Annotated in this window: 18 protein-coding genes; 4 read left to right on the plus strand and 14 right to left on the minus strand. The window is 61.9% G+C overall.

Annotated elements, in window-relative coordinates; all coding sequences use genetic code 11:
- Positions 1-10: 10 nt before the first annotated feature.
- The 5 genes from LC094_RS01090 to pcaD form a co-directional block, all read right to left on the minus strand.
- Entirely contained in the window at positions 11-1,066 is a 1,056-nt protein-coding gene (locus LC094_RS01090) for a 3-carboxy-cis,cis-muconate cycloisomerase (protein WP_226549323.1), read from the minus strand.
- Positions 1,067-1,132: 66 nt separating this feature from the next.
- Positions 1,133-1,732, minus strand: a complete 600-nt coding sequence (gene pcaG, locus LC094_RS01095) for a protocatechuate 3,4-dioxygenase subunit alpha (RefSeq protein WP_226549326.1) — start codon at positions 1,730-1,732, stop codon at positions 1,133-1,135.
- Positions 1,733-1,734: 2 nt separating this feature from the next.
- The gene (gene pcaH, locus LC094_RS01100) at positions 1,735-2,475 is read right to left on the minus strand and encodes a protocatechuate 3,4-dioxygenase subunit beta (protein ID WP_226549330.1); all 741 of its coding nucleotides are present in this window, start codon (positions 2,473-2,475) and stop codon (positions 1,735-1,737) included.
- Complete coding sequence (gene pcaC / locus LC094_RS01105; protein ID WP_226549333.1) at positions 2,472-2,867, minus strand: 4-carboxymuconolactone decarboxylase; 396 nt, start codon at positions 2,865-2,867, stop codon at positions 2,472-2,474. The genes pcaH and pcaC overlap by 4 nt, the downstream gene beginning before the upstream one ends.
- A complete protein-coding gene (gene pcaD / locus LC094_RS01110) occupies positions 2,864-3,646 on the minus strand; it encodes a 3-oxoadipate enol-lactonase (protein WP_226549336.1) in 783 nt (260 codons plus the stop codon). Before pcaD ends, pcaC begins: the two co-directional genes overlap by 4 nt.
- A gap of 78 nt (positions 3,647-3,724) precedes the next feature.
- Here pcaD and LC094_RS01115 point away from each other — a divergent pair, with 78 nt between their 5' ends.
- The gene (locus LC094_RS01115; RefSeq protein WP_226549339.1) at positions 3,725-4,642 is read left to right on the plus strand and encodes a LysR substrate-binding domain-containing protein; all 918 of its coding nucleotides are present in this window, start codon (positions 3,725-3,727) and stop codon (positions 4,640-4,642) included.
- Between the two features lie 5 nt (positions 4,643-4,647).
- Here LC094_RS01115 and pcaF read toward each other — a convergent pair whose 3' ends face one another.
- Genes pcaF through LC094_RS01130 form a run of 3 tightly spaced genes read right to left on the minus strand, consistent with a single transcriptional unit; the run spans position 4,648 to position 7,271 of the window.
- On the minus strand, positions 4,648-5,847 hold the full coding sequence (pcaF, locus tag LC094_RS01120; protein WP_226549342.1) for a 3-oxoadipyl-CoA thiolase: 1,200 nt from the start codon (positions 5,845-5,847) through the stop codon (positions 4,648-4,650).
- 12 nt (positions 5,848-5,859) lie between these two features.
- Positions 5,860-6,552, minus strand: a complete 693-nt coding sequence (locus LC094_RS01125; RefSeq protein WP_264186314.1) for a 3-oxoacid CoA-transferase subunit B — start codon at positions 6,550-6,552, stop codon at positions 5,860-5,862.
- Positions 6,552-7,271 (minus strand): 3-oxoacid CoA-transferase subunit A, encoded by a 720-nt coding sequence (locus LC094_RS01130; RefSeq protein ID WP_226549345.1) that lies wholly within the window; start codon positions 7,269-7,271, stop codon positions 6,552-6,554. The genes LC094_RS01125 and LC094_RS01130 overlap by 1 nt, the downstream gene beginning before the upstream one ends.
- A gap of 106 nt (positions 7,272-7,377) precedes the next feature.
- On the opposite strand from LC094_RS01130, the gene LC094_RS01135 reads away from it, so the two are divergent.
- Positions 7,378-8,148, plus strand: coding sequence for an IclR family transcriptional regulator domain-containing protein (locus tag LC094_RS01135; RefSeq protein ID WP_226549348.1), 771 nt, complete (start codon positions 7,378-7,380; stop codon positions 8,146-8,148).
- A gap of 9 nt (positions 8,149-8,157) precedes the next feature.
- Here LC094_RS01135 and LC094_RS01140 read toward each other — a convergent pair whose 3' ends face one another.
- From LC094_RS01140 to LC094_RS01165, 6 genes are all read right to left on the minus strand, one after another.
- Positions 8,158-8,751 (minus strand): energy-coupling factor transporter transmembrane component T family protein, encoded by a 594-nt coding sequence (locus LC094_RS01140; RefSeq protein ID WP_226549351.1) that lies wholly within the window; start codon positions 8,749-8,751, stop codon positions 8,158-8,160.
- On the minus strand, positions 8,745-9,422 hold the full coding sequence (locus tag LC094_RS01145) for an energy-coupling factor ABC transporter ATP-binding protein (RefSeq protein WP_226549354.1): 678 nt from the start codon (positions 9,420-9,422) through the stop codon (positions 8,745-8,747). Before LC094_RS01145 ends, LC094_RS01140 begins: the two co-directional genes overlap by 7 nt.
- Positions 9,422-9,970, minus strand: a complete 549-nt coding sequence (locus LC094_RS01150; RefSeq protein ID WP_226549357.1) for a biotin transporter BioY — start codon at positions 9,968-9,970, stop codon at positions 9,422-9,424. The genes LC094_RS01145 and LC094_RS01150 overlap by 1 nt, the downstream gene beginning before the upstream one ends.
- A 222-nt stretch (positions 9,971-10,192) precedes the next feature.
- A complete protein-coding gene (gene arsJ / locus LC094_RS01155; protein ID WP_226549360.1) occupies positions 10,193-11,455 on the minus strand; it encodes an organoarsenical effux MFS transporter ArsJ in 1,263 nt (420 codons plus the stop codon).
- Positions 11,455-12,465 carry an ArsJ-associated glyceraldehyde-3-phosphate dehydrogenase gene (locus tag LC094_RS01160; protein WP_226549364.1) on the minus strand — a complete coding sequence of 337 codons (1,011 nt, stop codon included), beginning with the start codon at positions 12,463-12,465 and terminating at the stop codon, positions 11,455-11,457. Before LC094_RS01160 ends, arsJ begins: the two co-directional genes overlap by 1 nt.
- A 9-nt stretch (positions 12,466-12,474) precedes the next feature.
- Positions 12,475-13,290 carry an arsenate reductase/protein-tyrosine-phosphatase family protein gene (locus LC094_RS01165; RefSeq protein WP_226549367.1) on the minus strand — a complete coding sequence of 272 codons (816 nt, stop codon included), beginning with the start codon at positions 13,288-13,290 and terminating at the stop codon, positions 12,475-12,477.
- Positions 13,291-13,563: 273 nt separating this feature from the next.
- Here LC094_RS01165 and cydD point away from each other — a divergent pair, with 273 nt between their 5' ends.
- The gene (cydD, locus tag LC094_RS01170) at positions 13,564-15,255 is read left to right on the plus strand and encodes a thiol reductant ABC exporter subunit CydD (RefSeq protein ID WP_226549370.1); all 1,692 of its coding nucleotides are present in this window, start codon (positions 13,564-13,566) and stop codon (positions 15,253-15,255) included.
- Positions 15,248-16,873, plus strand: a complete 1,626-nt coding sequence (locus tag LC094_RS01175; protein ID WP_226549373.1) for an amino acid ABC transporter ATP-binding/permease protein — start codon at positions 15,248-15,250, stop codon at positions 16,871-16,873. The genes cydD and LC094_RS01175 overlap by 8 nt, the downstream gene beginning before the upstream one ends.
- Positions 16,874-16,998: the final 125 nt, after the last annotated feature.

Raw genomic sequence — 16,998 nt, forward strand, 5'->3', positions numbered from 1 at the left:
GCCCGGCGGGTTACGCCGGGTCGCCCAATCTTTGAATGTTTTGAATGAGTTGAATGGCCATGGAGAGCGACCGCGCCGTGGCCATCAGCATCTGGGGCAAGACCATCCACTCAAGGCTCCAGGCCGTGCCAGAGCGTTCCTGTTCATGCACGACCGCATGGTGCATTGCGCTGACTTGCGTGGCATTAAAGCGCGCCAGGGTGACCAAAAGCTCGGCGGCAACCGGGTTTTGTTTATGCGGCATGGCGGAGGAGCCACCGGCGCCGGAAATCGAAACGCATTCAATGCCTTGCTGCGCCATGAGGGCAATATCCTGACCGATTTTCCCCAAGGACCCGGTCACAAGCGACAGAAACGAGGCATAGCCCGCAATCCCGTGCCGCATGGTCTGCCAGCTCTTGTCCGTGGGCGCGAGGCCCAAGGTTTTCGCCACCTCAGCGACCACGAAATCACCCTTGTCACCGAGGGCTTTACGATCACCGGAGGCACCGCCAATTTGCACTTTTTCAACATCGGCACGTTTTTGGTCGAGTGTCTTGAGATGGTCCGTAATCGGCAGGCGCCAGGCCAGAACACGGTCGCGCACGGTGATCTCGGTCGCCGCCTGCATGCGCGTGCGGCCCATCAGGGGGGCGTTGCCAAAGCGGTCTTCAAGCGCCTTCAAATGGGTTTCCAACTCCATCAACCGCCCGGCGATCAGGAAAGACGCCTCGCGCAGCGACAGGACCATCGCGGTGTCCACCACATCTTGTGAGGTCGCCCCCTTGTGCAGGGCCTCGGACGGGGCGACGGCTTTCAATTGCTTCACCAGACGCGGGATCGGCACGCCGTCTTGCGCCATGCCGGCTGCAATATCCGCCAGATCAATCTCTGCCGTCTCAATGGCAACAGCCGCCGTTTCGGCCTGTGCTGCGTCGAACAATCCGGCCTTGCCACAGGCCCGCGACCACGCCGCCTCAAACGCCAGCATATGCGCCATCTGACGCTCAGGCGCGAGAACCGCCGCCATCTCAGGGTCGCCAAATAGACCGGACAGCCAAGGGTGATCAAAGACGCTCAGGCTCATTTTTCTTCCTTTGTCATAGCAAGAGGGGCGACCGAAGCCGCCCCCTCAATACCGTCAGATTTTCGCTCAGATGTCGAGGAATACGGTTTCCCGGTCGCCCTGAAGTCGGATGTCAAAGCGGTATTTGCCCTCTCCGGTTTTCTTGGCGATCAAAGTATCAACGCGGGGGCGCTGTTCGATCCGGTTCAACAGCGGATCGTTCGCGTTGTCCTCATCCTCGAAATAAATCCGGGTGTTCAAACCGATGTTGATGCCACGGGCCACAACCCAAAGCGAGATATGAGGTGCGCTCATCACACCACCACGGCCCTTCACGGCGCCCGGTTTCACAGTGCGCAGGGTGAATTCGCCGCTTTCGGCGTCGGCGGCAAAACGGCACAGCCCGTTGAAATTCGGATCGGCGCCCTCCTGGCCCGGGAAAATCCCGTTGCCATCGCATTGCCAGCTTTCCACCATGGCATCGCGCAGCGCCCAGCCGGTGCCGTCGAACACGGAGCCGGTGATTTCGATCACCTCGCCTTGGACATCGCCGTCGATGGGCGAAAGGCCGATTTCGTTTTCATAAGCGCCCGCGTTGCCCGCATGGCTTGGCATCAATCCGATGTGGACGTAGGGGCCTGCGGTTTGCGACGGGGATTCTTGCAGAACATCAAGTTTCTGGACCATGATTACATGCCCTCCATCTTGTTTTCGAACATGGTCTGGCGGCGGCCGCGCAGCACGATGTCGAACTTATAGGCGAGGAAATCGAGCGGACGCGATTTCGAGAAATCGAGCGGCGCGACGAGGCGGTCGAGCTGACTGCGATCCTTGATCGTGGCCGCAATCGGGCAGTGATCGATCAGCGGGTCGCCCTCGAAATACATCTGCGTGATCAGGCGCTGGCCGAAACTGTGACCATAGACCGAGATGTGGATGTGCATCGGACGCCAGTCGTTCGCGCGGTTCGGCCAGGGGTAGGCGCCGGGACGCACGGTCAGGAATTCGTAATGGCCGTTCTCATCGGTGATGGTCCGGCCACAGCCGCCGAAATTCGGGTCGAGCGGCGCGAAATAGGTGTCTTTCTTGTGACGATAGCGGCCACCAGCGTTGGCTTGCCAAATCTCCACCAGCGTGTGCGGTACGGGACGGTTGTTTTCGTCCAAAACCCGACCATGCATCAGGATGCGCTCGCCCACGGCAGGGGCCGCGCCCTTGGTCCAGTTCAGGATCAGGTTGTTGTCCAAAGCGCCGAGTTTGCCGTGGCCAAAGGTCGGGCCGGTTTCCTCCGACGGAGAGCTTTCCATCGACAAAAGCGGCAGGTTCGGCGAGCGCGCAACAGATGTCTTGTAATCGGGGTCGTAGGGGGCCGGGTGAATCGCGCGGTTGCGCGGGATCAGCGGGCCCTGATCTTTGATCAGGCTGGTCATTGGGTCTCCTCCATTTCCGCATAGGTCTGTTTGGCGAGCTTGAGCGCATGGTTCGCCTTCGGCACACCGGCATAAATAGCGACATGTTGCAGCGCCTCCGCCACGTCGTCTTTCGTCGCACCCGTGCGCGCGGTGGCACGGATATGCATCGGAATTTCCTCGAAATTTCCGGTCGCCGCCAAAAGCGCGATGGTCAGCATCGAGCGCTCGCGGCGCGAGATTTTGTCCGAGGACCACACGGTCCCCCAAGCGCCCTCGGTGATGAGGTCCTGGAACGGCAGGTCGAACTCGGTCTTCGCGGCCTCGGCGCGGTCGACATGGGCATCGCCCAGAACCTCGCGCCGCGTTTTCATGCCTTGATCAAATTTCTCGCTCACGTTTTTCTCGGTCATGCGGCGATCCTTTCCACGAATTTCGTCAATGCCTCGGTAAAACCCTCCGGCGCCTCGATGGCGGGCAAATGGCCTGTTTCTTCGAACATCACCAGATCGGCGCGGGGCAGGGCGCGGGCCAGCGCCTCGACCACCTCGGGCGGGGTCGCCAGATCGTGTTTGCCACCAAACACCAGCGCGGGCTGGGTGATCTCGGAGAGGCGGTCTGTGATGTCGGTGCCGGCAATCGCGGCGCAAGTGGCGAGGTAGCCGTCCTGATCGGTGCGGGCCAAAAGCGTGCGCCACAAAGGCGCGTTCGGATTGGCGAGCATCTCGGGGCCGAACCAGCGCGGCAGGATGCCCTCGGCCATCGCCGCCATGCCGTTTTCGCGAATGGCTTCGATCCGGGTGAGCCAACCCTCGGCGGCGCCCAGCATCGGGGCGGTGTTCGACAGAACCAGCCCCGTGACCCGCTCGGGCGCCATCAGCGCCACATGTTGCGCGATCAACCCGCCGATGGAACAGCCGACCAGAATGGCCGTCTCAAGCCCCGCGTCATCCATCGCGGCGATCACGTCCTCGGCCAATTCCGGTATGCCGTAGCCCTCAGGCGCGGTCTCCGACAGACCATGTCCGCGTTTGTCCATGCGCAGCGTGGCCCAGTCTTGCGGCAGCTGCGTGCAAACCGCGTCCCACATCCGCAAATCGGTGCCGAGTGAATTGATAAAGACCAAGGCAGGCCCGGTTCCGCCCTTGTGACGGACATGCATGGTGCCCCAGTCGCGTGTGAGTGCGTGCATTCTTCTCTTCCCTTTTCCTCAGATTGCCATAAGTATTTCGAGGTGAAAAATACAATGTGATGCAAAAAGCATAACCAAATGGATATACCTAACGGCATGAAACTGCGCCATCTGGAGGCGTTTCTGGCGGTGGCGGAGGCGGGGACGATCTCTGCTGCGGCGCGTGCGCGCAATGTGTCGCAACCGGCACTGTCGAAAACCATCGGCGAGTTGGAGGCGCAGTTGGGCACGGAGCTCTTCACCCGCACCGGGCGGCAGGCGGTTTTGACACCCGCGGGCGAGGCTTTTCGCCGCCATGCGCTGTCGTCCTTGCAAAGTCTTGAGGCCGGGGTGCGGGCGTTGACGGGTGGCGGGCGGATGGATGTGGTGAAAGTTGGCGTCTTGCCGACGGTGGCGAGCGGGTTGTTTCCCGCCGTGGCGCTGGAATTCTCGGAATTGCGCCCCGACGCGCGCATCGCCGTCATCACCGGCCCGAACCGCTATCTCATTGATCGCATGCGCTCCGGCGGGTTGGATTTGGTGGTCGGGCGTATGGCACCGGCGCGGGACATGACCGGGCTGTCGTTCGAATATCTCTACGACGAAACCGTGCTTTTGGTCGGGCGCAAGGATCATCCGGGGCTCGCGCTCTCACCTGTCGAGGCGCTTCGGCGTTACCCGGTCATCCTGCCCAATCCCGGCTCGATCATTCGCCAACAGGTGATGCAATATCTCATTGCGGCGGGGCTTGAGGGCAGTCTTTCCGTACGCTTCGAAACCGTGGCGCGGCCGGTGGGGCTGCCGCTCGTGGAGCGCTCCGACATGCTCTGGTTCATCTCGCGCGGCGTGGTTGAGCGCGAGCTCACCGAGGGGCGTCTTGCGACGCTCGATCTCGGTGTGGATTACCTGACGGGGGCGGTGGGGTTGACGCGAAAATTCGATTTCACGCGCGACAGTCCGGCGGATTTTCTGGCCAGCCTGTTGCATCAGCGGGCGAAGGATTTCTCCGCCCGCTGAGAGATTTAGAGGGCTTCGAGCGCAATCGCGATGCCTTGGCCGACGCCAATGCACATGGTCGAAAGCGATTTCTCACCCGGTTTCAGCTCCAACATCGCCGTGCCGGTGATCCGTGCGCCGGACATGCCCAGAGGGTGGCCAATGGAGATCGCGCCGCCGTTCGGGTTCACACGCGGATCGTCGTCGGCGATGCCCAGATCGCGCAGCGTGGCGAGGCCCTGCGAGGCGAAGGCTTCGTTCAGTTCGATCACCGCGAAGTCTTCCTGTTTGAGACCGAGACGCGTCATCAATTTCTTCGACGCGGGCGCCGGGCCAAAGCCCATGATCCGCGGCGCAACACCGGCGGCGGCCCCGCCAAGCACCTTGGCGATGGGTTTCAACCCGTGTTTCTCGGCGGCTTCCTTGGAGGCGAGGATCAGCGCAGCCGCGCCATCGTTCACGCCCGAAGAGTTACCCGCCGTCACGGTGCCGTCGGCTTTGACGAAGGTCTTGAGCTTTTGCAGCGCTTCAAGCGTTGTGGACGGGCGCGGGTGCTCGTCCTCGGACACCACAATCGGATCGCCTTTGCGCTGCGGAATCGTGACTGGCACGATCTCTTTTGCAAGACGCCCGTTGGCCATCGCTGCGCCCGCTTTTTGTTGCGAACGGAGCGCAAAGAGGTCCTGATCCTCGCGGGAGATGTTGAAATCTTCCGCGACGTTCTCGGCGGTTTCGGGCATGGAATCCACGCCGTATTGCGCCTTCATGAGCTTGTTCACAAAGCGCCAGCCGATGGTCGTGTCATAGACCGCATTCGTGCGCGAAAAGGCGGTTTCGGCCTTGGGCATGACAAACGGCGCGCGGGACATGCTCTCGACGCCGCCCGCGATGATCAGATCGGCCTCACCCGCTTTAATGGCGCGGGCGCCCGCGATGATCGCATCCATGCCGGAGCCGCAGAGCCGGTTCATTGTCGTGCCGGAAACCGTCTCAGGGTAACCCGCCAGCAACAATGACATGCGCGCGACGTTGCGGTTGTCTTCGCCCGCTTGGTTGGCGCAGCCAAAGATCACGTCGTCAATCGCCGCGAGGTCCATCGACGGGTTGCGTTCCGCCAAGGCTTTCAAAGGGATAGCCCCCAAATCATCGGCCCGCACGGACGACAGCGTGCCGCCGTAACGGCCCACAGGCGTGCGGATATAGTCGCAGATATAAACGTCGGTCATCACGGGTCCTCCTTACAAATCTTGCGGGACAATCAGGTCAGGCACGTCGCCCTCGGTGTGAAGCGTCGCGCCGGTGACGGCTTGCAGTGCTTCCATCGAGAGACCGGGCAGCTTTTCGCGCAGGATGAACTTGCCGCCTTCGATGTCGATCACTGCCAAGGAGGTGTAGACACGGGTCACACAGCCGACGCCGGTGAGCGGGAAGGTGCAGGTCTCGACCAGCTTCGGGCCACCGTCCTTGGTGACGTGATCGGTGACCACGGCCACACGTTTCGCGCCATGCACAAGATCCATCGCGCCGCCCACGGCAGGCACGCCTTTGGATCCAACACGCCAGTTGGCGAGATCGCCGTTTTGCGCGACCTGATAGGCGCCAAGCACGGCGAGATCGAGGTGACCGCCGCGAACCATGGAGAAACTGTCGGCATGGTGGAAAAATGAGGCACCGGGATTGAGCGTGATGGCTTTTTTACCGGCGTTGATCAGGTCCCAGTCTTCCTCGCCCTCAGCAGGCGCTTTGCCAAAGCCCAACACGCCGTTTTCGGTGTGATAGGTGACATCGCGGCCTTCCGGCTGGAACTTGGCGATCATCTCCGGGAAGCCGATGCCGAGGTTTACATAGGAGCCGTCTTCGATGTCTTGTGCGGCGCGCCATGCGATTTGAGCGTTGGAGAGCTTGTCTGCCATAATGTTGAAATCGGACATCAATAGACCACTCCCGTGCGCACCAGCACTTCTTCTTGTTGAGGTTGTGCAACTTCTACAATCGCGTCGACGAAGATGCCGGGGGTGATCACCTGTTGCGGATCAATCGACCCCGGCTCACCCAGCTCAGAGACCTGCGCGATGGTTTTGGCGGCGGCCATCGCCATCAGCGGGTTAAAGTTGCGGCCCGCCATGCGGTAGGTCATGTTGCCCACCGTGTCGCCCAACTGGCCCTTGATCAGCGCAAAATCGGCCTTCAGCCAGCTCTCGCGGACATACATTTTGCCGTCGAACTCTTCGGTCGGCTTGCCTTCGGCCAGTTCCGTGCCGAAGGACGTCGGAGTGTAGAACGCCGGGATGCCTGCGCCCGCTGCACGGATGCGTTCGGCAAGCGTACCCTGCGGCACGAGCTCCAGCTCGATCTCGCCGGCGAGGAATTTCTCGTTGAACGCTTCGGCGTTGGACGAGCGCGGGAAGGAGCAGATCATTTTTTTGACCATGCCCGCCTTGATCATCGCGGCGATGCCGATGTAGCCGTTGCCCGCGTTGTTGTTGATCACGGTGATGTTTTTCGGGCTGCCGGTGGCGCGGAAACGGTCGATCAGCGCGTGAATAAGCTCGATCGGCGCGCCGGAGCCGCCGAAACCGCCGATCATCACCTGTGCGCCATCGGGGATATCCGCGACTGCCTTGGCCACGGTAGAGATGGTTTTGTCCATGAGATCCTCCAAATTATGCGTTTGGATGTAGACCTCCCTTTGGGGGACGACGAGTCATTTTGTGCGCATCTTGACATTTGTTCGGATGTTGCGAAAAGTCGTTCGCATGGTGAACAAAGCGACAAGCAAATCCTCCGATACCATCTCATCCTTGGCAAAAGGCCTGCGGGTTCTCGAGTGCTTCGGAGCGCAAACGCCGAAGCTGTCGATCACCGATGTGTCCAAAATGACCGGGCTTGACCGGGCCACCTCGCGGCGCTGTCTTTTGACTCTGCACGCGGAGGGCTATGCGGATTACGACGGCAAGTTTTTTACGCTCACGCCGCGCACTTTGCGGTTGGGGATGGGGGCGATCTCGTCCCTGCCGCTGCCGCAGATCGTGCAGCCTTGGCTGGATCAACTGACCGAACAAATCGGGCAGAGTTGTTCCGTGTCGATCCTCGATGGCACCGAGATTGTCTATCTCGCCCGCGCGGCGCAGAAGCGGGTGATGTCCATCGGGCTCATGCCCGGCTCGCGTTTGCCGGCGCATTGCACCTCGATGGGGCGCATCCTGTTGGGGGCTTTGCCGGTCGAGGACGCCCGCGCGATTGTCGAGGCCTCAGACCTGTCGCCGCGCACGCGGTTCAGTGTCACCGACCCGGACGAGGTGATGAAGCGCATCGAAGAGGCACATGCCCAAGGTTATGCGATCAACGATCAGGAGGTGGAGATCGGGCTGCGCTCCATCGCCGTGCCGCTGGTCGACGGGCATGGTAAAATCGTCGCTGCGCTCAACACCGGCATGGCCGCGACGCAGGACAAGGCGCAGGCAATGGTGCCGATCTACCTGCCGAGACTTTTGAAAGTGCAATCGGGGCTGCGCCGCGTGCTTTAAGTGCGCAATCTAATCGAGAGATCGCGCGGTGATCGCCTCGGCGACTTCATCGGCAGTCTTGAGCGTGCGCACGACCAAAGGCACGAGCAAAGCCAACATGTTGCGCTCCAACCCACGCGCGCGCTGTGCCTCTCGGACCTCGTCGAACTGCGCGCGGATCAGCGGGATGAACCGCCAGACCAAAGACATGGCGAGCGCGATCTTGTCCTTTGGCACCCACGCGGGCGCACGGGACAGAAGCGCCATGATGCCCTCGGTGAACTCGCTGGCACGCGTCGTGTAGGTCACCAAAGCGGCGGCCAGCAGAAGCGCCATGAGGCGCAGCGTGACATAAACCGCCATCGAGAGACCCGCGAGCCAGAGCTGGGCGGCGAAGATAATCACGAGGACAAAGAGGGCGGGGCGGATCGCGGTAAAGGCGTCGCGGGGGCTGAGACCGGCTGCGCCATAGCCAAGCGCGACGAGCAGAAGTCCCAGCGTCAGTACGACAGGATGCGTGACGACAAAAAGCGCCGTGCAGTAGAGAAACAGGATCGCCAGTTTCCACGCCGGGCGCGCACGGTGCAGTAGGCTGTCGCCGGGGATGTAGAGGTCCGTCAGCATCCGCCCAAATCTTCGCAGAGTTTCCGGTAGGCGGGGATGACCTCTTCGGGGGGGCCATCGGCGTAGATGCCACCTTCTGCGATATGCAAAACCCGGTCGAACCCCGCGAGCAGGTCGAGGTCATGCGACACGACCACAGCGGGCTGGGGCAGGGTGGCCAGCACGCGCATGAATTGCATCTTGTTGCGCAGGTCCAAAAGCGTGGTCGGTTCGTCGAAGACGATCATTTCGGGCTCGGTCACCAACACGCCCGCCAGCGCGACCATCTGCTTTTCGCCGCCGGACAGTTGATGCGTCAGACGGCCCTTGAGATGGGTGAGCGACAGGTCGCTGAGCACACGCTCGATACGTGCGGCAACCTCGGCTTTCGGCAATTTGCGGGATTTGAGGCCAAAGGCCAGATCTTCCTCGACCAACGGATAAACGATCTGGTTGTCGGGGTTCTGGAACATGAAGCCGACATGGCGGCGCAGGTCGTCTTCGGTGTCAGAAAACCGGACCATGCCGGAAGTGGGTTTCTCCAACCCGTTGAAAAGCCGGAGAAACGTGCTTTTCCCGGAGCCGTTGTTGCCGATCACGCCGATGCGGCTCTCGGTCAGCTCCAAGGTGATCTCCGACAGGATCTCGCGCGTGCCTTTGGTCACGGAGACCCTGTCGAAATGCATGGACATCAGGCGGCTTGTCCGATGATCGGGTAGGATTTCTTGACCGTGACCATAACGGCAGCGGCGACGAGCGCCTTGACGATGTCGCCGGGGATGAAGGTCACGGAGCCCATGAAGGCCTTGGAAATCGGCACGCCCGCCATGAGGCTGATGCCCGGAATGCCGATGGCGTAAAGGACGCCGATGCCGCCGACCACACAGATCAGCGTGGCGGAGACGAAAGACAGCCCGTCCCAGTATTTCTCTGTCATCCAGCCGATGACGAAAGCGGCGACGAGCCAGCCCAGAAGGAAGCCTGCGGTCGGGCCGAAGAACACCGAAAGACCGCCGCGACCGCCCGACAAAAGCGGCAGGCCGATGGCGACGAGCACCAGAAGAAGAAGGATCGCCAAGCCGCCCCGTTTCGCGCCCAAGACGCCGCCTGCGAGCATGACGCCCAAAGACTGCGCCGTGATCGGCACCGGCAAAATCGGCAGGGCAATCGGCGGAAACACCGCCATTACGGCGGTCAAAGCCGCAAACAAAGCAATCAAGGTGATGTCGCGCGTGGTCATGGGATCTCCTCCACAGAGTGCCGGTTTGGATCGGCTACATAGCTTTGGCGCAGAGTGATAAGCGCCCGCTTCACCTTTGGTAAACCCCCTTTTTCGACAGGTTTCAGTTTGCTTTGCAAAATTGCGGAAAATCTCTGCAAAACCGGCTTTGAACGTGCGTGGCTGCAAAGTTATGCAAGAATTTTCCCATATTTTCAGACCTTTCGGTCAAGTTTTTCGCTGTCAATTGGACGAATGTCGATCCAAGCCGCGCGCGGAAAAGTAGCTTAGCCCGGCCATGACGCCAGCTGTGGCGAGGCAAAGCCAAAGCCCGCCCAGTTGATAAGACAGGCCAGACAAAAGCGTGCCCAACAGCCGCCCCGCCGCGTTGGCCATATAGTAGAAACCGACATCCATCGTCACGCGGTCCTCACCGGAGAAGGCGAGGATGAGGTAGGAATGCACCGAGGAGTTTACGGCAAAAACAAAGCCGAAGATCAGGAGACCCGCGACCAGTGAGATGGTGAGCCAAAGCGTCGGCGCGCCTGCGATCAGGGCGAGCGCGGCCAGCACAAAGGGGATGGGCGTCAATAGTCCGACCCATTTGACCGCCATCCGCGCACCGGCCGCGTCGTCTCCGGCGGCGCCCTTGAGGAACCTGGGCGCGATGCCCTGGACAAAGCCATAGCCGATGATCCAGAGCGCCATGAAGGCACCGACGATGAAAAAGGCCTGACGCGCGCCTTCGGGGGTGCCGTCGGAAAAGATCGCTTTGAAATAGATCGGGATGCCAACGACGAACCAGACATCGCGCGCGCCAAACAGGAACATGCGGGCGAGGGAGAGCTGGTTGATGCGGTGATCCTTCGACCAGATCGCGGAGATTTTCGTGCCTTTCTTGCCGGTCGGAAGGCCCTTGGGCATGAACACTGCCACCGCCACGAGGATCACGGCGAGGACCAAAGCCATGCCCCAGACCGCCGCTTTGAACCCTGCGATTGCAAGCAGTGCGGCCCCTAAGAAAAAGCCAAAGCCTTTGACCGCATTCTTCGATCCGGTGAGCACGGCGACCCATTTAAAGAGGCTGCCGTCGCCCTTCGGGGCCAAGATTTTGACCGCCGATTTCGACGACATTTTCGCGAGGTCTTTGGCGACGCCCGAGGCGCCTTGCACGGCCATGACGTAGATCACCGAGGCCGACACCGACCAAGCGGGATCAAGCCCGGCGAGGGCGGCCAAGGCCCCGATCTGGATCACCAACCCGGCGTAAAGCGTTGAGGTCAAACCGAAACGCGCCGCCAGCCAGCCAGCAGAGAGGTTCGTCACGATGCCCGCGATTTCGTAGAACAGGAACAGATAGGCCAATTGGATCGGCGAAAACCCCAGCCCGTTGAAATGCAACAGAACCAGCATCCTGAGCGCGCCGTCCGAGAGCATGAAGGCCCAGTAGGCCGCCGTGACGGCCATATAGGCGCGTAAGGGATTTTCCGCCGTTGCCGTAGTCATCACATGGCACTCGCAACCATGCGGGCGATGTCCGCGAGGCGGCAGGCATAGCCCCATTCATTGTCATACCAAGCGTAGATTTTCACCTGCGTGCCGTTGATCACCATGGTCGATTGCGCGTCGACGATGGAGCTGCGCGGGTCGTTGACGTAATCGGTCGACACCAACGGGCGGGTCTCAAAGCCGAGGATGCCTTTGAGCGCGCCTTCGGAGGCCGCTTTGAACAGGGCGTTGACCTCTTCAGCAGTTGTTTCGCGTTCCACTTCGAAAACGCAATCGGTGATCGACGCGTTGAGCAAAGGCACCCGCACCGCATGACCATTCAGACGGCCTTTCAACTCCGGGTAGATCAAAGTGATCGCCGTTGCTGAGCCCGTGGTGGTCGGGATCAGGTTCATCGAGGCGGCCCGCGCGCGGCGCATGTCCTTGGCCGGGCGGTCGACGATGGTCTGGGTGTTGGTCACGTCATGGATCGTCGTGATTGAGCCATGTTTGATGCCGAGGTTTTCGTGGATCACCTTCACCACCGGCGCGAGGCAATTCGTGGTGCAGGACGCCGCCGTCACCAGATCGTGCTCTTGCGGATCGTAAAGGTCGCTGTTCACGCCGTAAACGAGATTGAGCGCGCCACCGTCCTTTACGGGTGCTGAGACCACCACCTTTTTGACCCCCGCCTCGTAATATGGGGCAATCCGTTCGGCGGTCTTGAAATAGCCTGTGCAGTCAATCACCAGATCGACGCCCAACTCCGCGAGCGGCAGGTTCTCGATCTGCGCCTCCCGAGTCAGCAACATATGCGTGCCGTTCACAGTCAGACTGTCGGCGTCATAGGAAATCTCGGCCCCCCAACGCCCGTGCACGGAGTCGAATTCCAGCAACAGCGCATGCTGTTCCGGGTCTCCGGCCAGATCGTTGATCAACACGATGTTCTCACCCAGCCCGCGATCAAACAGGTCGCGCAGCGCGAGTTTTCCAATGCGGCCAAGACCGTTCAGAGCAATTTTAACCATGATAAATCCTTAGATATCAGAGAGATCGTCAATCTTTTTTTGCAGCGAAAGACGGTCCAGTTTTTCAATGGGGAGCGCGGTAAAGACCTCGATCCTGCGGCGCAGCGCCTCATAGGTCTGTGCAAAGGCCAAAGCACGCTCAGCCTCTGATCCGGTCGCTTTCACCGGGTCCGGCAGGCCCCAATGCGCGCTCAAAGGCTGACCGATCCACGGCGCGCAGTCTTCGCTGGCGGCCAGATCACAGACGGTGAAGGTGAAGTCGAAAGCGGGGGCGTCTTCGTCCTGAAAGTCGGTGACATCTTTCGGATGCAATCCGGCGGTGAGATGCCCGTGACGTTCCAAAAGCGCGCGGGTTTGTGGGTTGATCTCAACGCTCGGACGGGTGCCCGCGGAAAACGCTTCGAACCGTCCGGCGCCCAGTTTATTCAACAGGGCTTCGGCCATGATCGAGCGCGCGGAATTGCCGGAACACAGGAACAGCACCCGGTAGGGCCGCGTCTCGTGTTCGGGCAGGGCGCTCAGGCACATCTCGGGCCGCCCGCGACAGCAATCGTTGACCAGATAGCTCACCAGCCCGTCGCATTGCGCCATGTCCACGCCGTAAAACAGCGACCGCCCCTCGCGCGTCGCGGTGATCAGCCCGGTGTGCAACAGATCGGAGAGATAGCCCGAGAGCGTGTTGGGTTTCATCTCGAGCGCTTCGGCGATTTCCGTCGGGCGCACGGGGCGCGGGGCAAAGCGCATCAACAGGCGAAACACGGAGAGGCGACCGGGATGGCCGAGGGCGGCGAAGGCCTGGGGCGCATTGTGGGCGTCAAAGGGCATGGGCGACTCGCTTACTATTCGATAATTCGTGAATAATGGAAATATGAACTATGGCCAAACCAAATCCCTCGATCCTCGCGTGAAATTTTTATGACAGGCCAATCCTGTCGCTCGGACATGCCGACGAGGTGAGACACCCCGCCGCAGATGGGCGGCTTAAGAGTGGCCTGCGATTGCATCCCCTGTCGCAACGTGCCAGCAAAGGGCAGATCTGTAAAAACAGCACACAGCCTGTAAAGCACAGCCTCTAAAGCACAGCGGGATCACACGCGCATGACACGACCAAAGAAACGCCGCCCGGTCGCGCCGGATCGGCAAAGGCTCAAAACGCTTTTGGCCGGGGAAAACCGCGCGATCAAATTGGCCTCTTACATGACCGCTGCCTCGGCGCTCTTGTGGTTGCCGCAGGCGGCGGTCGTGGCGGGGGTGTTTGCGCGGTTGTTGACGGGCGAGGGCGGTGTCACGGTTCTGACCGGCGTGATCGCCTTTCTGGGCTTTGCCGCGCTGCGTTTGATGCTCAATTACCTCGCCGAAGGCCTGCTGTTTCGCGCGGGCCAAAACATCGTTACCCGGACGCGGCAGGAGATTTTGGTGCGCGAAGCGAACAGTCTCGGCACCTCGCCTCTGGGCGGTCCCGGAGCGCTCGCGGCCTTGGCGGGCGAAAAACTCGACGCGCTTTTGCCCTATATCACCCGCTACGCCCCCGCCCAGACCCGCGTGATGACCGTGCCTTTCGCCATCCTCGCGATTGCCTTTTGGCAAAGCTGGGCCGTCGGGCTGGTCTTTGTCATTGCCGGGCCTCTGATCCCTGTGTTCATGGCGCTGGTGGGCTATGCCGCCAAGGAGGCCTCCGAGCGCCAAATGCAGGAAATCGGTTCTCTGGGCGATCTTTTGGTCGACCGGCTGGCTGCCCTTGCGGACATCCGACTTTTGGGCGCCGCCCCGCGACTGATCGAGCGCTTTGAACAGGCCGCCGACGATCTGCGCGACCGCACCATGGCGGTGCTGCGCATCGCGTTTCTGTCCTCGACCGTGCTCGAATTGTTCGCTGCTTTAGGCGTCGCCATGGTCGCCGTCTGGGTCGGGTTTTCGCTTTTGGGGGAGCTGAGCTGGGGCGCTTATGGCGGCGGCATCACGCCTTGGGGCGGGATTTTCCTTTTGCTTCTGGCGCCCGATTATTTCCAGCCGCTGCGCGATCTCTCCGCCGCCTGGCATGACAAAGCCGCAGCGCTGGCCGTGGCGGGTGAATTGGACGCGTGGCAAGCCCATGAGGCCGAGACGCTTTTGGGCACCGGCGACAAGGTCGCGCCGCTCGCGGGGCCCGCTCGTATTCGCACCTCGGGTCTTTCGGTGACGCGGGGCAGTCGGGTGATTGCCTATCCCGATGCCGACATCCTCCCCGGCGCGCGGGTGGCCCTTTCCGGTCCATCAGGCGCAGGAAAAACCACACTTTTGCGGGTGTTGGCGGGGTTGGAACGTCCGAGCCGCGGGGCGGTCGAGGTTGCCGGGCAGGCCTTGTCCGACGACACCGCCGACGCTTGGCGCGCGCGCCTTGGTTGGATGCCGCAGGCGCCGATGTTCTTGGGTCGCTCACTGCGCCACAACATCGCTTTCGGCGCGCCTTTGAGCGCTGACTTGATCTCCGACGCGGCCCTGAAACAGGTGCTCGCAGCGCTGCCAAAGGGCGACTTGACCGTTCTGGGCGAGACCGGCGGCGGGCTGTCGGGCGGCGAAGCACGCCGCGTGATGCTGGCCCGTGCTTTGGCCGCGCGGCCCGATGTGGTGCTCGCAGATGAACCCACGGCGGACCTCGATCATGAGACCGCCGACCGGGTGACCGAGGCGCTTTTGGCGCTGGCGGACCGTGGCGCGACCCTGATCGTTGCCACCCATGACGCGCGGCTCATCGCCCGAATGGATCAGGTGATCGAGATTGCGCCAGAAGGGGGACGCGCCCATGGCTAAGCTTTGGCATATCTTCTGCCTCATGATGCGGGGGGAGCGCAGATCTTTGCTGCGCGGGCTGGCGCTGTCTGCGCTGGTCTTGATCATGGGCGCCTCGCTTCTGGGTCTCTCTGGCTGGTTCATCGTCGCGGCCTCTGCCGCTGGTCTCGCTGGTGTCGGCGCCGTTTTCGACGTGTTCCGCCCCTCCGCCATGGTGCGCTTTCTGGCGGTCACCCGCACCGCGACCCGCTATGGCGAGCGGGTGCTGACCCATGATGCCACATTGCGCGCCTTGGCCAAGCTGCGGGTCACGCTTTTGGCGGCGCTCTCGACCCGGTCGCATGACCGTTTGATCCGGCTCAGAGGCGCGCAGGCGCTCAACCGGATCGTCGCCGATGTCGATGCGTTGGACGGCGTGCCCTTGCGGCTGTTCCTGCCGCTGATCGCCGGCGGCGCGACGCAGGTTCTGGCGCTTGCTGTGCTGTCTTGGTTGGTCGATTGGCGGGTGGCCGTGGCGGTTTTCGGGATTTTCACCCTCGGCGGCCTTGGTGTCGTGCTTTGGGGTGTGCGCGGGGCGCGGGTGCCGTCGCGTCGGGCGGAAAGTGCCGCGCAGGCCTTTCGGGCGCGCTTCATCGATCTGGTCTCAACCCGTGAAGATCTCGCGCTCTACGGACAATTGCCGGATCAGCTTGTGGCCTGCCGCGATGCCGAGACGCGGCGTCAAACGGCGGCCACCACGACCGATCTGCGCGAGCGTCAGGCAGGTGCCGCGCTGATGGTGGTCTCGGCTCTGGCAGCGGCCTCTGCGCTCTGGATCGGTGGCACGTTGGCGGCGGCTGGCGAGATCACACCAGCGCGCGCGGCCATCGGGTTTTTCACGGCGCTGGCTTTGATGGAAACCGTGGCGCCTCTGCGGCGCGCGGTGGCGGAGATCGGGCGAATGATCGGGGCCGCGCGTCGCGTGACGGCGCAGACCGAGATGCCGGACCTGCCCGACGCTTTGCCTTGGCCGGAGGGGCCACAGAGCCTGACATTTTCTTCCGTTACCTTCGCGCGCGGCACGGCGCGGCCGGTGCTGTCCGATTTCAACCTCACCGTCGCCCCCGGCGAATGGGTTGCGTTGAAAGGCCCGTCGGGCGTGGGCAAAAGCACGGTTTTGTTGCTCGCTGCTGGTGCTTTGCGCCAAGTAAACGGCGAAGTCTGTTTGAATGATCAACCTGTTACGGCATTTTTACCCGGTGCCACCACATTGGTCGGACAACGGGCGGCGCTGATTCAAGGGACGATTGCGGAGAACCTGCGACTGGCCGCACCTGAGGCGACGGATGAGGCGCTTTGGGCGGCGCTTGCGGCCACGGCTCTGGACAAGGTGGTCGCGGGCAAAGGCGGGTTGGACGCGCGCCTCGGGCCACGCGGCGCGGGGCTTTCGGGCGGTGAGACGCGGCGATTGGTTTTGGCGCGGGCGATTCTGCGCCAGCCCTCTGTGTTGCTCTTGGATGAGCCGACCGAAGGGCTTGATACCGAAACCTCGGACAGGGTGCTGGCGGGGATTCGTGCGGCTTTGCCTGAGGCGGCGGTGTTGATCGCGGCGCACCGCGCGGAAGAGCAGGGGGCGGCGGACCGAATTCTGTCGCTCTGAGAGAGGCCAGAAGGGCCGGCCCTCACGCGTAAGTGAACGCAAAGCGCCCCAATTTGCCGGAGGCGCGCCGCCATGTCGCGGTCACAATAAGATATATCTATAATATTGCATTTATTGACTTGGTT

This window comes from Celeribacter naphthalenivorans (genome assembly GCF_020524585.1).
GTDB lineage: Bacteria > Pseudomonadota > Alphaproteobacteria > Rhodobacterales > Rhodobacteraceae > Celeribacter > Celeribacter naphthalenivorans.

Excerpts from the sequence above, each read along its gene's own strand:
- LC094_RS01150 (WP_226549357.1), bottom strand. The coding sequence starts at position 9,970 with ATGACCACGCGCGACATCACCTTGATTGCTTTGTTTGCGGCTTTGACC.
- LC094_RS01175 (WP_226549373.1), top strand. The coding sequence starts at position 15,248 with ATGGCTAAGCTTTGGCATATCTTCTGCCTCATGATGCGGGGGGAGCGC.
- pcaH (WP_226549330.1), bottom strand. The coding sequence starts at position 2,475 with ATGACCAGCCTGATCAAAGATCAGGGCCCGCTGATCCCGCGCAACCGC.
- cydD (WP_226549370.1), top strand. The coding sequence starts at position 13,564 with ATGACACGACCAAAGAAACGCCGCCCGGTCGCGCCGGATCGGCAAAGG.
- LC094_RS01090 (WP_226549323.1), bottom strand. The coding sequence starts at position 1,066 with ATGAGCCTGAGCGTCTTTGATCACCCTTGGCTGTCCGGTCTATTTGGC.
- LC094_RS01125 (WP_264186314.1), bottom strand. The coding sequence starts at position 6,552 with ATGTCCGATTTCAACATTATGGCAGACAAGCTCTCCAACGCTCAAATC.
- pcaG (WP_226549326.1), bottom strand. The coding sequence starts at position 1,732 with ATGGTCCAGAAACTTGATGTTCTGCAAGAATCCCCGTCGCAAACCGCA.
- LC094_RS01130 (WP_226549345.1), bottom strand. The coding sequence starts at position 7,271 with ATGGACAAAACCATCTCTACCGTGGCCAAGGCAGTCGCGGATATCCCC.
- LC094_RS01145 (WP_226549354.1), bottom strand. The coding sequence starts at position 9,422 with ATGTCCATGCATTTCGACAGGGTCTCCGTGACCAAAGGCACGCGCGAG.
- LC094_RS01140 (WP_226549351.1), bottom strand. The coding sequence starts at position 8,751 with ATGCTGACGGACCTCTACATCCCCGGCGACAGCCTACTGCACCGTGCG.
- pcaD (WP_226549336.1), bottom strand. The coding sequence starts at position 3,646 with ATGCACGCACTCACACGCGACTGGGGCACCATGCATGTCCGTCACAAG.
- pcaC (WP_226549333.1), bottom strand. The coding sequence starts at position 2,867 with ATGACCGAGAAAAACGTGAGCGAGAAATTTGATCAAGGCATGAAAACG.
- pcaF (WP_226549342.1), bottom strand. The coding sequence starts at position 5,847 with ATGACCGACGTTTATATCTGCGACTATATCCGCACGCCTGTGGGCCGT.
- LC094_RS01135 (WP_226549348.1), top strand. The coding sequence starts at position 7,378 with ATGGTGAACAAAGCGACAAGCAAATCCTCCGATACCATCTCATCCTTG.
- arsJ (WP_226549360.1), bottom strand. The coding sequence starts at position 11,455 with ATGACTACGGCAACGGCGGAAAATCCCTTACGCGCCTATATGGCCGTC.
- LC094_RS01115 (WP_226549339.1), top strand. The coding sequence starts at position 3,725 with ATGGATATACCTAACGGCATGAAACTGCGCCATCTGGAGGCGTTTCTG.
- LC094_RS01160 (WP_226549364.1), bottom strand. The coding sequence starts at position 12,465 with ATGGTTAAAATTGCTCTGAACGGTCTTGGCCGCATTGGAAAACTCGCG.
- LC094_RS01165 (WP_226549367.1), bottom strand. The coding sequence starts at position 13,290 with ATGCCCTTTGACGCCCACAATGCGCCCCAGGCCTTCGCCGCCCTCGGC.